Source organism: Emticicia sp. CRIBPO, assembly GCF_009905725.1.
Classification (GTDB): domain Bacteria; phylum Bacteroidota; class Bacteroidia; order Cytophagales; family Spirosomataceae; genus Leadbetterella.
Window position 1 is genome coordinate 98,073 of the sequence record NZ_JAAAKV010000006.1, and the last position, 15,711, is coordinate 113,783.

The window sequence follows — 15,711 nt, forward strand, 5'->3', positions numbered from 1 at the left end:
AAAAGACCGCCGGGCCCCGGCGGTCTTTTTATTTTATCTTCTATCCATTTTCTCCGGCCTGAAGGCACGGGTATGAGATGAAAAATTTTATTTTCCCCTGCCTTCTCCTTTTCCCTTCCTACCTTTTTCCTTCTTCCGGAAATCTCACCCTCTCACGCCTTCCAGGTACTCAACAATATCCTCTTTCAGATGCTCAGCTGATTCAATTACCCTGATGAACTGGCTTCCGATAATGGCTCCTGCGGCGTATTCCGATGCTTTATTGAAGCTTTCATTGTCTTTTATTCCAAAACCGATCAGTCTTGGGTTTTTCAGATTCAAGGCATTGACACGGTTAAAATAAGTCTCCATCCCCTCAGAAATGCCGGAAGTAGCCCCGGTCACACTGGCAGAAGAAACCATATAGATAAACCCTTCAGAAATCTCGTCGATCCTTTTGATCCTTTCCTCAGAAGTTTGAGGGGTAATCAAAAAGATATTTAACAGGCCATATTGGTCAAAAACCGGCTTATATTCTTCATAATATTCATCAATCGGCAGGTCAGGAATGATCAGCCCGTCGACGCCCACTTCCTTACATCTCTTACAGAACTCTTCAATACCGTACTGATAAACCGGATTAAGATAACCCATCAGGATCACCGGAATCCTGATACTGTCTCTCATGCCCTCCAGCTGCGAGAAAAGCACTTTCAGGGACATCCCGTTATCTAAGGCCACCTGGTTGGAAGCCTGGATGGTTTCACCGTCAGCCACAGGGTCAGAATAAGGCATGCCGATCTCGGCAATATCCGCTCCGCCGGCCTCAATGGCCGAAAGGATTTCCCTTGTTGATTCCAGTTGAGGAAAACCAGCCGTAAAATAAATATTAAGTACTTTCCCGGTTTTGTTGTTAAATGTTTCTACAATACGATTCATATCATGATAAATTAATTCCGGAATACACCTGATAGCATTCTTCTCCGGTTCCTGCTCCAAAATTAGGAATTTATAGTGGTTTGATAGCAGAAGAAACCGTTTAAAAATCGGATATCTGAAAGTATTGAGATCAATAGCCAATAAAGGAATACAAAACCCTGTTACCTGACAAAAAGATATTACAACAGAAACTCCATCAAATTTTCAATCAATAAATCTTACTTTTGCATAAAACAGGAATATTTTGATCTCCAGAAAATACAATGCCGCCTTTCAATACGTCATCAGCCTGATCACTGTCCTGATGGCTGCTATTGGCTGCTATTTATTCATTGATCTGATCAACTACAAGATCGTGGCCCTGCTCCTCCTGATGGTAGTATCGCTTCTGGCTATGCTTTTTGATATTTTCCCTGTGCTGCTGGCGGCTTTACTCAGTGCCCTGGCATGGAATTTCCTTTTCATTCCTCCGCTGTTTACGTTTCATATCGGTGACACCGAAGACATCCTGATTTTCATGATGTATTTTGTTATTGCCTGCGTCAATGCCGTATTGACCATCAAAATCAGGAAAGTGGAAAAGAAAGCGGTGGAAAAAGAAGAGAAAGAAAAAACGATCAAACTTTACAATACCTTGCTGAGCTCTTTGTCACATGAACTCAGGACACCCATCGCTACAATTCTGGGGGCCGTGGACACTTTGAAAGACAGCAACCATAAATTATCAGACAAAAACAAAGGGGCTTTGCTTGAAGAAATAGACATTGCCAGCGTCAGATTAAACAGGCAGGTCAAAAACCTGCTGAATATGAGCAGGCTGGAGTCAGGCATCATGACCCTGCACCTCGACTGGAGTGATGTCAATGAAATCGTCTTCGGTATCATCGGGGGATTTCCTGTCACAACGCACCGGTTTATTTTTGAACCTGACGAAACCCTTCCTTTGTACAAACTCGACGGAGGATTACTGGAGCAGGTCCTTCATAACATATTGCACAATGCCATTCAGTATACCCCTGACGGAAGCAAAATTAACATCGAAGTAAAAGGCGATGATCAGAATTGCATCATCATCATTTCAGATAACGGAGGCGGGTTTCCTGAAAATGAAATCGAATCAGTGTTTGAGAAATTCTACCGTTTACCCGATTCAAAGACGGGGGGAACCGGCCTGGGGCTTTCTATTGCCAAAGGGTATATTGAGGCACACAGCGGCACAATCCTCCTTGAAAATATACCTTCAGGAGGTGCCAGGTTTACCATTAATATCCCAGCCGATGCATCCTATCTAAACAATCTGAAAAATGAATAAGCAGGAAATACTGGTCATAGATGACGAACCCCAGATCCGGAAATTGCTCGAGATCATCCTTGAAAGCAATGATTACAAGATCACCCAGGCCGAAACAGCCCGGGAAGGCATCATTCTCGCCGCCAGCCACCCTCCGGACCTTATCCTCCTCGACATCGGCCTTCCTGATAAAAGCGGGCTCGAAGTACTGAAAGAAATCAAAACCTGGTATTCCAAAGCCGTCATTATTTTATCTGTACAGGACGACGAAGAAAGCATCATACAAGCCCTGGACCTCGGTGCGGCTGACTATCTCACCAAACCCTTCAGAACGGGTGAGCTTTTGGCCCGGATCAGGTCGGTCATCAGGCGGAACCAGACCGGCAGTATAGAAAGTGTTCTTGATTTTGACAATCTGCAGATCGACCTGATCAACAGAATCGTCAAAAAGAATGATGAAATATTAAAACTGACCTCTACAGAGTTTAACCTGCTGGCTTTGTTCTCAAAAAATGCCGGCAAAGTACTCACCCACCGCTATATCCTCAAGCAGATCTGGGGTGTGGGCTACCAGGAAGAGACACAATATCTGAGGGTTTTTGTGGCCCAGATCCGCAAAAAAATCGAAGACAATCCCAATCAACCCCTGCATATCGTCACAGAAAGCGGCGTAGGATACCGTTTTAACTGATCTTTATAAAATCTTTATATCTGCCTTATTCTCTTTTACACTTTACTTATACCTAATGAGCCAATTTTGCGGCATCATTAATTTTGTAAGAAAGTGGGTCATTCAAAAACAGGAGTTTCATCAAAAGTGACCGCGGCGTCGCTGCTCGTTGCACTGGGAATTATTTACGGAGATATCGGAACAAGCCCCCTTTATGTGTTGAAAGCCGTCGTAGGCTCACGGCCAATTGACGAAATCCTCGTTTTCGGAGGCGTTTCATGTATTTTCTGGACCCTGGTCTTTCAAACTTCCGTTAAATACATCTGGCTGACCCTCCAGGCCGATAACGAGGGCGAAGGAGGAATATTCTCTCTGTATGCCCTGGTCAGAAGATATGGCAAAAAGCTGGTCATTCCTACCATTTTAGGAGCTACCACACTGCTGGCTGACGGCATCATCACCCCGCCCATTTCAGTGGCCTCAGCTGTCGAGGGCTTTACCATCGTCAGAGGATTTGAACATTTACCGACCGTTCCGGTAGTTATCGTCATTTTATCACTCCTGTTTTTCTTCCAGAGATTCGGGACGCAAAAAGTCGGAATACTTTTCGGACCGGCCATGGCCGTCTGGTTTACGATGCTTCTTGTTATCGGTTTGTCCCAGATCATCCATTATCCTTCTGTAGTAAAAGCCCTTAATCCTTATTATGCTTACGAACTCCTGGCCAGATATCCCCATGGTTTCTGGTTGCTCGGAGCAGTATTCCTGGCCACCACCGGGGCTGAGGCCCTGTATTCTGACCTTGGGCACTGTGGCCGCAAAAACATCAGGATAACCTGGGTGTTTGTCAAAATATGCCTCATCAGCAATTACCTCGGTCAGGCCGCATGGCTCATGCACCAGGGCAATCCCGATTTAGGTAACAGGAATCCGTTCTTTGAAATGATGCCTCACTGGTTTCTGATTCCCGGCATCTGTATTGCTACTTTCGCGGCCATTATTGCTTCCCAGGCCCTGATCAGCGGATCATACACCCTGATCAGCGAAGCCATGAACCTGAATTTCTGGCCCAGGGTAGCCGTCAGACAGCCCTCCGAAACCAAAGGACAGATTTATATTCCGAGTGTCAACAATTTACTTTGGATCGGATGTGTGATGATGATCGTTTACTTCAAATCGTCCACCCACATGGAAGCCGCCTATGGCTTCTCCATCACGATCACCATGATGATGACCACCGTATTACTGAGCTATTTTATGGTTTATAAGCTCAAATGGAAAATGGTGTGGGTAGTGGCCATTCTCCTGTTGTTTTCAACGATCGAAATCTCGTTTTTCATCGCCAACGTGGCCAAGATCAAGGAGAGATGGATGTTTTTATTCTTCGAACTGTTTATTTTCATGGTCATGTATGTGTGGTACTATGCCCGGAAGGTCAACAACCGCCTGACGAAATTCGTGGATTTGGGAAAATACACCACCATGATTTCCGAATTAAGCAAGGATGACAACATACCGAAATTTTCCACCCACCTGATTTACCTGACCAAAGCCAACAGAAGAAATGAAATAGAAGATAAAATCATCAAGTCGATATTTTCTAAAAAGCCGAAAAGAGCAGATGTCTACTGGTTTTTGCATATCGACAGGACCGAAAACCCCTATACCCTCAGTTATGATGTTTCAGAACTGATTGACGACAAAGTCATCAAAATCAACATCAATATCGGCTTCAGGATTCAGCCCCGCACAGAATTGTATTTCAAACAGATCGTCCGGGACCTGGTCATCAATAAGGAGCTTAATCTGCACATCAGACCTGACGGCTCGACGAAATACAATCCGAACCCGGACTTCAAATTTGTGGTCATTGAGAAATTCCTGTCGGTGGAAAATGAGTTTGCCCTAAGGGAAGGTCTGCTTCTTAACTCTTATTTCTTCCTCAAAAGACTCGGACAAAGCGACCAGGAAGCCTTCGGACTTGACAAAAGCGATGTGGAAAAAGAACTGATACCGCTGGTTTATCACCCCATTGAAAAAGTAAGCCTGATAAGAGCATGCCGGTAATTTCCGGAGCGGACAACCTCTGTAAAAAACACAACCCTGACAGAATAAACTCTACCAGGGTTTTTGTCTTTATTGCCGGAAAAATTCAATAACTTTCAGAAAATAATTTTAACAGCCGTATGGAAAACAAGGATATCTCCCGCTTACTCAGTGAAGAAAACAATCACCTGAAAAAACTGCATCAGATTGTAGAAGAATCTATCAAAGAAGAAAAACTGATCATACATAACCTCCTTAACCCTCCGGGCGAAACCCTGACCCAGGGACAAAAAATATCAGACAAAGTAGCCCGTTTCGGCGGCAGCTGGAAATTTATCATCATGTTTGCGGTTATCTTATTTGTCTGGATTATTTTCAACTCGGTTTCAGGCATCAATTTCGATCCGTACCCGTTTATCCTGATGAACCTTATCCTTTCCTGCGTGGCTGCCTTGCAGGCCCCGATCATCATGATGAGTCAGAACAGGCAGGAAGAAAAAGACAGGATGCAAAGCGAAAACGATTACCTGATCAATCTGAAAGCTGAAATGCAGATCCGCAGTTTGCATCAGAAAATGGATTTGCTACTGGAAGATCAGATCAAAACCCTGTTTGAATCCCAGGCCAATCAGCTGACTATATTGCAGGAATTAAGTGCCAGACTTGAAAAAAAATAAGACCCGGATTAAATCTCAAACTCATATGAAACATCAGCATCTCAAAACCATCGAAGAGATCAAACGTGATCATCAACCTGTCAGAAATGTTAATGCTGAGCACAAACAAAACCTGAGCAGGCTGGATAAACTGGCCCTCGTCATCACAGAAAAAGTGGGCAGCATGGGCTTTTTTATGATCATTTTTACCTGGACAGCCCTGTGGCTCGGGTGGAACAGCCTCGCACCGGACCATCTTAAATTTGACCCGTTTCCTGCCTTTGTGCTTTGGTTATTCATATCCAATATGATCCAGATTTTCCTGATGCCGCTCATCATGGTGGGACAAAACCTGCAATCCGGTCACGCCGAACTCAGGGCAGAAGCCGATTTCGAGATCAACCGGAAAGCCGAAACCGAGATTGAGACCATACTGATGCATCTCGAAAACCAGAATGCCCTCATTCTGCAAATCCTTGACCAGATCAAGAAAACGGAAAACAACAAAGAATCCCGGGCATGAAAAGCATTGCTATCGTTGAATTTCCGTCAAATCTCGGGCTGAAAGAACTGAAGCCCGGACACGAACCCGGTGTGAGGAAATTGCCTGAATGGCTGAGAAAGCATCAATTCCATTCATTGCTTGGCCCGGTTGCTGAATACAGGCTTGAACCACCGCCTTACACCATGAATCTCGACAAAACCACAGGAGTCAGGAATGCCGACGCCATAGCGGAGTATGCCGGAAAACAATCTGACATGTTACAGAAAGTGATCGGTAATAACACTTTTACGGTCGTTCTGGGTGGCGACTGCAGCGTCCTCATCGGCAATATGCTCGCATTGAAGAAGATGGGAAATTACGCCTTATTCTATCTCGACGGGCATACCGACTTTGTCACGCCGGATATGTCGCAAACGGGCGGAGCGGCAGGAATGGACCTCGCCATAATCACAGGTTACGGGCCTCAAAAACTGACCAATATCGATAAACTTAAACCCTATGTAAAAGAGGAGCAGGTTTGGTGCATCGGTAACCGGTATCTCGATGAAGAAGATTATGTAAATGCCGTCAAAGAAACCTCCATTCATTATTCCGACCTGTATCAGCTCAGGGAAAACGGCATCGGAAAGACAACCGCAGAATTTCTTAATATGGTGAAATCACGTAAACTGGACGGTTTCTGGATTCATATGGATGTAGACGTGTTAAACCACAACATCATGCCTGCCGTAGATAGCCCGCAGCCCGACGGATTGACTTATGAAGAACTCTCTGAGCTGTTTTTGCTGCTATTATCAGATAAAAAAGCTGCCGGAATCAACATCACAATCCTGGATCCGGAACTCGACCCCACCAGCGAATTTTCCTTGGCTTTTATAGACCAACTGACACGTTTACTCAACATTGTGAAAACCATTGAATAAATTCAGGATTTTAGTTTATTTTTGAACCTTAACTAAAAACCAATCACCCATGAAATTAATCGCTGACATACTGATCGGACTTGTGACTTTGATTCACCTCTATATTGTATGGTTGGAAATGTTTGCCTGGACCACCCGTGGCCCGAAAGTATTCAGATCAATTCCGGCGAGTCTTTTTCCACCGACCAAAGCACTGGCCGCCAACCAGGGGCTTTACAATGGTTTTCTGGCTGCCGGACTGATCTGGTCGCTCATCATCACTGACCCGGTCTGGAGCAATAACGTTTCTTATTTTTTCCTGGGATGTGTGGCGGTAGCTGGTATTTACGGAGCCGTTACGGCCCAAAAAACCATCCTGTTTGTTCAGACCGTCCCAGCTACACTGGCCATCATAGCCATTTACCTGGCCGGTTGATCCCCACACCCGGATTTGAATTTTAACCTGCAGAAATTCGTTATTTAAAGGATACCGGTGATTAGCTGGTATCCCGAAAACTCATGAATACGCATCGTCTTGAAGACATATTGATCACCAAACAAATCAGCCCTACTAACATGAGGCTGATGGTGCTGGACCATATGCTGAAGCAACAATCTGCCATCAGCATCACCGGGCTGGAAAATGAATTTGAAAGATCAGACCGGATCACACTTTACCGGACCCTGAAAACTTTCGAGAAAAAAGGACTGATACACAGCATCAATGACGGTACGGTCACCAAGTATGCCATGTGCGAGGACCATTGCACAGAAAACCACCATGCAGACTCACACCTTCATTTCTATTGTACGTCTTGTAAGGAAACCTTCTGCCTGCCGAGAATAAAGACGCCGGAAATCAAATTGCCAGGCAGTTTTAAAATGCAGGAACTCAGCCTTATTGCGAGGGGCCTGTGTGAGAAGTGTTCTGCCTGAACATTGCAATGGCATTGCACGCCGCGGATTTTTACCTTTGTGATATCATTATCTTACTATTATGGAACATCAAAAAGGTTTAAATACAGCATTCTGGCTTAATGCCGGGTTTACCATCATCGAACTCGCCGGTGGGATTTTCACCAACTCAACCGCTATCCTGACAGACGCCGTACATGATTTCGGTGATACACTGGCTATCGGTCTCGGCATCTGGTTTGAAAAAATCTCCGGCAGGAAAAGAACCGAAACCTATTCCTACGGATATAAAAGGTTTTCTCTCCTATCAGCCCTCATTCTTTCTGTTTTCCTTCTGGGCGGTTCATTGGTAATGTTAATAGAGTCTTTCTCCAAACTGTTCCAGGCTCAGGAGGTAAACAGTGTCGGTATGCTCTGGCTTGCAATTCTTGGCATCGCGGCCAACGGACTGGCATTTCTCAAAATCAAAAACGGCCATCACCACCACCATCATCACGGTCCACATGACCATGATCACAGTCACAACAGCAAGGCCATTATGTTGCACCTGCTCGAAGACGTGCTGGGCTGGGTAGCGGTACTGATCGGTGCCATCGTCATTTATTTTACAAAATGGTACTGGATTGACCCTTTGCTTTCTATTCTCATCGCAGGTTTTATCATTTCAAGGGCAGTGCCGAACCTGGTCAATACCCTTAAAATATTCCTGCAGTCTGTGCCCGAACATCTGAATATCCCATTCATCAGAGAAGAAATCATGAAGATCAAAGGCATCAGCAGCCTGCACGATCTGCATGCCTGGACACTGGACGGCAATTACAATGTATTGACACTGCATATTGTTATAGAAGACACGGCCATTACCAGGCTTCAGGAAATTCAGAATAAAGCGGAAGACATCCTGCTCGCCAACAAAGTACATCATCCAACACTGCAGCTGGAAACCGTGAGCGAGGGCTGTCAGTTCAGAAATTGCTGATGTCAACCATAAGATCGGCTGCGAACGAAGACGATATCCCTAAAAAATCAAAAAAAACGCCAACTATTTGATTTGATTTCCGAACTTCGCAGCCATGAACTATTTAGAACTTACTATCCAGGTGGATTCGGATTTTGCCGAAATCCTTGTGGCCGAACTGGCCGAAATCGGCTTCGATTCATTCGTTGATATTGAAGACGGTCTGCAAGCATATATTGTTGAAGAAGAATACAAAGACCAGGAGCTGAAATGGTTGCTGGAAGAATACGCGGGCAAGACCGTTCTTTCCTATTCACTTAAAAAAATTGCCAAAGAAAACTGGAATGAAGAATGGGAGAAGAACTTCTCGCCCATTACGGTCACCGACCAGATTTATGTGAGAGCCACTTTCCATGAACCTGACCCGGCATTCCCTCTGGAAATCGTGATCACCCCTAAAATGTCGTTTGGCACGGGTCACCATGAAACCACCTCCCAAGTCATGGAGTTGCAGTTGGGGATAGACCACCAAAACAAAACCGTGCTGGATGTAGGAACAGGCACAGGAATCCTGGCCATCCTGGCTGAAAAACTGGGTGCTGTCGAAATCTCCGCTTTTGATATTGATGAGTGGTCGGTAGAAAATACGATAGAAAACATCGGATTAAATGATTGCAAGCATATCACCACGAGGCTGGGCACCATCGAAGACGAGCCTGCCAAAGTATATGACATTGTACTGGCTAATATCAACCGCAATATTCTCCTGAGAGAAATACCTCTTTATGTGAATTTTATGAAAGAAAAAGCCACTTTGATCATCAGTGGTTTTTATGAAAATGACATTGCTGATATTCAGGAGGTTGCCGAAAAATCAGGATTAAAAAAACTTACTCATCTAAGTAAGAATAATTGGGCGGCTGTCGTTTTCATAAAACAATAATCATGTAGATCAGCAGAATGAGTATCAGAGTCCGGCTCGTTATTTTACTTTTTGGCCTTTTACCCTTTGCAGGACATGCTCAGGGTATTAATCTCTCGTCCGAGCCTGTCCAGTTTTTAAAAGACCTCATGAAAGTGGTGGGCAATCAGCCCAACCCGGCCCTCAATGCACAGATCAAAGGTTTTGAGTCAGGATTCAGCGGTTCTGTCGGCCCGGAAGCCCAGAAAGAGTTTATCACACTGGCCCAGATGTTGTCAAAAAAAGGTTTCAAGGGACCTGAATTCGTCAACCTGCTCAGGCTTTACGGCACGCTGATCACCAAAGAAAACTTCAGCAACGAACAACTCTCCTCGTTTACCGTTTTCCTCAGGAAAAGTGCCGAAGCCAATATCCCGAAAAAGAACATTGAACTGGTGGCTGCACTGAACGACTTCTTCAGCAACCGCCTGATATACAATTCGCCTTTCAATAAACTATATGCCCTGAACGCCAAATATGAGTTCAGGTACCTCGATAAAAAACAGGATTTCTTTAATAAAGAGACACCGCAGGAAACGCAAAAACCCGCTACCGAAGAAAAAGAAGAGGATTATGGCTGGTCTGAAGATCTGAACAAGAAAGAAGAAGAATACGATCCGTGGAACGACGCCAGCCTGGAAGTTAAACCCCTGCAGTCGGGTGGTGTCCGCACGGTCAGCCTGCCCTCCATCAGCGGGATTGTCACTGTTTTTTCACAGGTCGACCTGATTTTTGTGACACCTTCCGATTCTGTCGTCATTCAACAGACTTCAGGTGCTTTGGATTGGTCGGGACAGCTTTTTGTGGGAGAAAAAGGGGTAACTGACTGGGCCAATGTGAGCATCCCCACAGCCAAAGCTACCTTTGACAAATATAGTTTCAAGACACCCACCCCCAGAATTGTAGCTGAAGACGTCACTTTTGAATACCCCGATAAACTGAAAGCTCCGGTCAAAGGCGTCATTGAAATCAAGCTTGAAAAGCGGCCCAAAGGCCAGGTTTCTACGTTTCCACGGTTTAAGTCATTCCATAATGACGCTGTTCTGAGTGTTTATAATGAATATTTCGATTACAAAGGAGGATTCTCACTCGTCGGTACCCGGATGTTTTCCACCTCTGTTTATGACGATTATTCCAGGATAACCACCAATAAAAACATCCCGCACGCTTTTACTGTGGAAGGACGCAGATTCGAATTCGGTGACACACTTGTTACTTCAGACAGGGTCAGTTTTGTAACCCTGATCGACAAAGACTCGATATCCCATCCGGCGGTAAGAATGCGGTACGATTTTATCAACAAGAAATTAAAACTCAATAAAATAGAGAAAGGCGGATACAGAAACAGCTTTTACTCAGATACTTTCCACCAGGTCGACATCAAATGTGACGCCATGTCATGGGACCTGACCAGCGGGAAAATGGACTTTTACATTGTCTCGGGAAAAAGTGAAATTCCTGCCAATTTTGAATCTTTCAACTATTATAATCCTGACAGGCTCAGGTATCTGAGTACGGCTTCCGGATACAACCCGCTGATCCTGGCCGGTAATGTGGTGAACAGGAAAAAAGTAAACTCGCTCACCATTGATGAAATGCAGGCCATCACCAAAAAGGAAAGGAGCATTGTGAGCAATGGTATGCTGATCGGCCACCAGATGGGATTCTTTGATTATAATCCCCATCTCAACACCTACTCTATCAGCAGAAAAGGATTTCATTACTTTAAGTCCTCCCAGGGACAGACAGACTATGACGACTTAGTGCTTTCTTCTTTGAATAAAAATGCCACAGACCAGGGCAATGCTTCCATTGATCTTACGTCCAAATCACTCGACATTAAAGGTACACAGGAATTTAAACTCAGTGATTCACTCGGGATACAGTTCCAGCCGAAAGACCAGTCGATGCAGATCATCGGCAATAAGGTATTCACTTTTAACGGGCAGATCATTGTTAAAAACTACCGCTTTGTAGGGGATTTTGAAGTAGATTATGAGAAATTCCTCGTCAAACTGAAGAGAATTGACTCCATCAGTTACATCCCGCTGGCCATATTCAAAAAAGGCGGCAAAAAAGAAATCGGCGGGAACATCAAATACGGCACTACCGGTCTTTTGTATCTCAACAGTCCCGACAACAAATCGGGCAGAAAGAAACTGGCTCATTTTCCGAAACTTGAAATCAAAGAAGGGGCCCTCGTTCACTTTAACGAACCGGGCAGAAGGCAGAAATTTGAAAATGAAGTGTACTTCAAAGTACCGTCCATCGACATCGACAGTTTAAATACCAAAGACCTTGAACTGAAAGGAACATTCTATTCTGCCGGTATATTTAACCCGATCAATGAAACCCTGAGGCTGATGCCCGATACCAGTATGGGGATCAGGCACAAAGCCACAGTGCCTTACAAATTATATGGAGGAAACTCCACCGTGAAACTGGACTCAGCCCTGGTGCTCACCAAAAGAGGACTTAAAACCTCCGGAGAAATCACGCACCTGGCCAGTAAATTAAAAGCCACAGAGATCAATTTCTGGACGGATTCATTGTATGCCAAAGGAGAAACCGGCAAAATCACAGAAACCACCGGAGCTGCCGCTTACTTTCCCAATGTGGCCATTACCGAATTTAACCTCGGCTGGATTCCCAAAGCAGACAGCATGAAAATAAGCTCTAAGAAAGGGTTTAACTTTTATGCCGGCACTACTGTGCTGAATGGTGCTTTGATCGTCAGGTCCGGCGGACTATTCGGAAGCGGTAATCTCGACAGGACTGATTCGGAAGCATCATCTGAAAGCTTCAAATTTAACAAAACAGGCTTCCTGGCTGAAAACGCAGGTTTCAAAATCAAATCCGGCGAGAAAGAATCACGACCGGTGCTGACCGGAAAAAATGTCTCTATCGACTTTAACATCACCGGCTCCATAGCCAAAATATCCCCTCAGAATGCCGACTTTAACGAGGTAGTCAAATCAGAACTGGAGTTCCCGTTTGCTTCTTACAAGACCACCATCGACAAAGCCACCTGGGATATCAAGGGCAAGAAAATAAGCATGGCCGGAAACGTGGAGAACTCCCTCTTTACCGCCACCAATCCTAACCAGTACGGTCTGAAATTTAACGGATCAACAGCCATGTACGATATTGTGGCCATGAGCCTTAACATCGGCGGTGTGCCTTCCATCAACTCCGTAGATGCGTCGGTGATCCCGGGAGACGGGAAAGTTTCTGTCAAAAAAGACGGTATGCTGGAGCCGTTTACCAAAGCCAAGATCATAGCCGATACACTGAACGGCTACCATGTGCTGACGAACGCCAATGTCAAAATCAATTCCAGGCTTTCGTTTTCAGGAAGTGCCGATTACCAGTTTGTCAATGTAAGTGCCGATACCTTTAATATCAAACTGGGCAATTTCGAATTTGCAGAAATCTCAAAAGACGGCAACATCCTTGAAAACAAAACCTCAGGCAAGCTCTCGACCATTGCCAGGGCAAGGGTAACTGAAAAAGACAAAGTTTACCTCTCTCCTAAAATGCTGTATCGCGGCGAAATCACGATGATGGCCCCGTTCAAAAACCTGAACCTGGAAGGAGCCATTATGCCCGACCTGAAAAAATACCCGATGCTGGGCGGTAACTGGGTCAACTACAGCGGCAATAAATCAGAGGAAATCAGCATCAATATTGACAATACCCTGAAAGACGGTGGCAAACCATTGTTTGTCGGACTACATATGGGAGTGGCAGTGCAAACCAACGCGATGTACCCGACCTTCCTCTCAGCCAAGAAATTTGAGGATGATCATGATATATTCCTGGCGTCCGGAGTGCTGAAAAGGGATGAACCCAATAAGAAATTTGTCGTTACCCCGCAAAATATCAAGCTGGAAACCGACATTGTCAACCGCTATGAATTATTTGATGATGAAGGGGTGATAGCCATGGAAGGCAAGTTTAACCTGCTCGGAGGTGAGCAGAACAAATACCTGGAAACCGTAGGGATTGCCAACCTGGCCCTTGATTCGATGAAGTACAACTTCTCTACCATGATGAGGTTCAATTTCCCGATTCCTATGCCAGTAACACTCAAAATCGGGGAAAACATTGTTAAAGCCAACCTGGAAGTGGGCAACAGTGAAAGTGCCATTGTAGCAGACTCTCCGTATTTTATGTCCAAGCTGGCTCAGTATGTCGGACAGAAAGGAGCCGAAGATTACAGGAACAAAACCATGAAAGAACACCTGCCTCTTTTCAAATATTCACCTAAGTTTTATTCTTCGATCCTGTTTTCAGACCTGAATCTGAAATGGAACCCGGTCATGAACTCCTTCTACAGTTATGGTAAAATCGGGATTTCCAACATTGGGGAAACGGACATCAATGCCATGGTGGATGGTTATGTGGAAGTCATCAAAAGCCCGCTTACAGGAGATGAAGTCTATGTCTTTCTTGAAATCTCTCCTGAAAAATGGTATTACTTCGGGGTTAAAAACGGAGAACTCGGTATCATGAGTTCTGACGACGCCGTTAACCAGATGCTGAACTCCGATACCAAAAAAGATAAAAAGTCTGATGTAGTCCTTGTGGAAGCCGACGAAGCCGTCAAATTCAGGAAGAGATTTCTTCAGACTTACCTGGGCATCAAAGAAACCCAACTCGCCAAAAAACAAAGCGACCCGACCAAACTGGTGGAAGTACCCAAACCCGGCGTGAAAAAAGAAACGAAGAAAGAGGCAGAGAAGGAAGGATTTTAATGACTTTAGCTTATTCAATATAGTTTTGTACGCTTCAAGTACTTACAAAAGGTTTTCGTACGCATTCCTGCATATAAATATCAAAATAAACCGTTTCAGAAACTTCATGAAATCTGTAATAGCTATCCTTGCCATAGTAACCGGTCTTACTGCCTTCCAATTCAGAAGTGACCATCCTGCAGCAACCGTCAAAGCAAAAGACAAACCCAGAATATCTTTTACTTTTGATGATGGCAATACAGACGCACAGGCCGGTTACAGCCTTGAGGCCTGGAATACCCTTCTTCTGGAAAATCTGAAAAAGCACGGATTAAAATCAATCCTGTTTTCTATGGGACATAACAAAGTAAGCAAAGAGGGCAAGTATGTTTTATCTTCCTGGAATGATGCGGGACACAAAATCGCCAACCACACTTTTTCGCATCCCAATTTTAACAGCAAAGACGTTACGCTGGACTCCTTCAAAGCTGAAATTCTGAAAAATGATGCCCTCATAAAAACATATTCAAACTATCTGCCCTATGTCAGATTTCCTTATTTAAAAGAAGGAAATACAAAAGAAAAGGTTGATGGGATACGGCAGTTCCTGGCAGAAAAAGGTTATAAAAACGGACATGTTTCGATAGATGCTTCAGACTGGTATATTAGTAGCAGGCTGGTAAAACGCCTGAAAGAAAACCCCAAAGCAGATATTTCAGGCTTTAAAAAGTATTACATTCAACATTTGTACGACAGGGCCCTTTACTATGATTCACTGGCTGTTCAGCTTAAAGGCAGGCAAATCAATCATGTGCTTTTATTGCATCACAATTTAGCAGCCTCCCTCTTTTTAGATGAGCTCGTTCAACATTTCAAATCTACGGGCTGGGAAGTACTGGATGCAGATAAGGCTTACCTGGATGATATCTATAACCAACAACCGGCCAATATACCAGCCGGAGAAAGCCTCGTATGGGCCCTGGCAAAGCAATCCGGCAAATTCGAAAACACCTTACGCTATCCCGCCGAAGACAGCAGGTATGAAAAACAAAAAATGGATGAGCTGGGGCTGTAAGGATACTCCACAATTGCCTCAGATATAAATCCCGGCCGGTTCCGACCCCAATAATTTTACCTGACGCGGTTTAATTTA

13 protein-coding genes are annotated in these 15,711 nt (G+C 44.6%); 12 read left to right on the forward strand and 1 reads right to left on the reverse strand.

The features are described from left to right. Window positions 1-144 precede the first annotated feature (144 nt). On the reverse strand, window positions 145-918 hold the full coding sequence (gene trpA / locus GVN16_RS13570) for a tryptophan synthase subunit alpha (protein WP_166564447.1): 774 nt from the start codon (window positions 916-918) through the stop codon (window positions 145-147). A 244-nt stretch (window positions 919-1,162) separates the two neighbouring features. Here trpA and GVN16_RS13575 point away from each other — a divergent pair, with 244 nt between their 5' ends. The 12 genes from GVN16_RS13575 to GVN16_RS13630 all read left to right on the forward strand — a co-directional run bounded on the left by GVN16_RS13575 (window position 1,163) and on the right by GVN16_RS13630 (window position 15,633). After that, the gene (locus GVN16_RS13575) at window positions 1,163-2,230 is read left to right on the forward strand and encodes an ATP-binding protein (RefSeq protein WP_229244176.1); all 1,068 of its coding nucleotides are present in this window, start codon (window positions 1,163-1,165) and stop codon (window positions 2,228-2,230) included. Then, window positions 2,223-2,900, forward strand: coding sequence for a response regulator (locus GVN16_RS13580; RefSeq protein ID WP_166564448.1), 678 nt, complete (start codon window positions 2,223-2,225; stop codon window positions 2,898-2,900). Before GVN16_RS13575 ends, GVN16_RS13580 begins: the two co-directional genes overlap by 8 nt. 93 nt (window positions 2,901-2,993) lie before the next feature. Beyond that, a complete protein-coding gene (locus tag GVN16_RS13585; RefSeq protein WP_166564449.1) occupies window positions 2,994-4,946 on the forward strand; it encodes a KUP/HAK/KT family potassium transporter in 1,953 nt (650 codons plus the stop codon). A gap of 119 nt (window positions 4,947-5,065) precedes the next feature. Next, window positions 5,066-5,602, forward strand: coding sequence for a DUF1003 domain-containing protein (locus GVN16_RS13590; protein WP_166564450.1), 537 nt, complete (start codon window positions 5,066-5,068; stop codon window positions 5,600-5,602). 25 nt (window positions 5,603-5,627) lie between these two features. Beyond that, on the forward strand, window positions 5,628-6,104 hold the full coding sequence (locus GVN16_RS13595) for a DUF1003 domain-containing protein (RefSeq protein ID WP_166564451.1): 477 nt from the start codon (window positions 5,628-5,630) through the stop codon (window positions 6,102-6,104). Then, a complete protein-coding gene (locus GVN16_RS13600; protein ID WP_166564452.1) occupies window positions 6,101-7,009 on the forward strand; it encodes an arginase family protein in 909 nt (302 codons plus the stop codon). The genes GVN16_RS13595 and GVN16_RS13600 overlap by 4 nt, the downstream gene beginning before the upstream one ends. A 49-nt stretch (window positions 7,010-7,058) precedes the next feature. Continuing rightward, window positions 7,059-7,424, forward strand: coding sequence for a DUF1304 domain-containing protein (locus tag GVN16_RS13605; protein WP_166564453.1), 366 nt, complete (start codon window positions 7,059-7,061; stop codon window positions 7,422-7,424). An 83-nt stretch (window positions 7,425-7,507) separates the two neighbouring features. Beyond that, window positions 7,508-7,924 (forward strand): Fur family transcriptional regulator, encoded by a 417-nt coding sequence (locus GVN16_RS13610; RefSeq protein WP_166564454.1) that lies wholly within the window; start codon window positions 7,508-7,510, stop codon window positions 7,922-7,924. A gap of 61 nt (window positions 7,925-7,985) precedes the next feature. Then, window positions 7,986-8,882, forward strand: coding sequence for a cation diffusion facilitator family transporter (locus tag GVN16_RS13615; RefSeq protein ID WP_166564455.1), 897 nt, complete (start codon window positions 7,986-7,988; stop codon window positions 8,880-8,882). Between the two features lie 94 nt (window positions 8,883-8,976). Then, on the forward strand, window positions 8,977-9,804 hold the full coding sequence (gene prmA / locus GVN16_RS13620; RefSeq protein ID WP_166564456.1) for a 50S ribosomal protein L11 methyltransferase: 828 nt from the start codon (window positions 8,977-8,979) through the stop codon (window positions 9,802-9,804). Between the two features lie 17 nt (window positions 9,805-9,821). Next, window positions 9,822-14,579 (forward strand): hypothetical protein, encoded by a 4,758-nt coding sequence (locus GVN16_RS13625; RefSeq protein WP_166564457.1) that lies wholly within the window; start codon window positions 9,822-9,824, stop codon window positions 14,577-14,579. A 106-nt stretch (window positions 14,580-14,685) separates the two neighbouring features. Next, entirely contained in the window at window positions 14,686-15,633 is a 948-nt protein-coding gene (locus tag GVN16_RS13630; RefSeq protein WP_166564458.1) for a polysaccharide deacetylase family protein, read from the forward strand. Window positions 15,634-15,711: the final 78 nt, after the last annotated feature.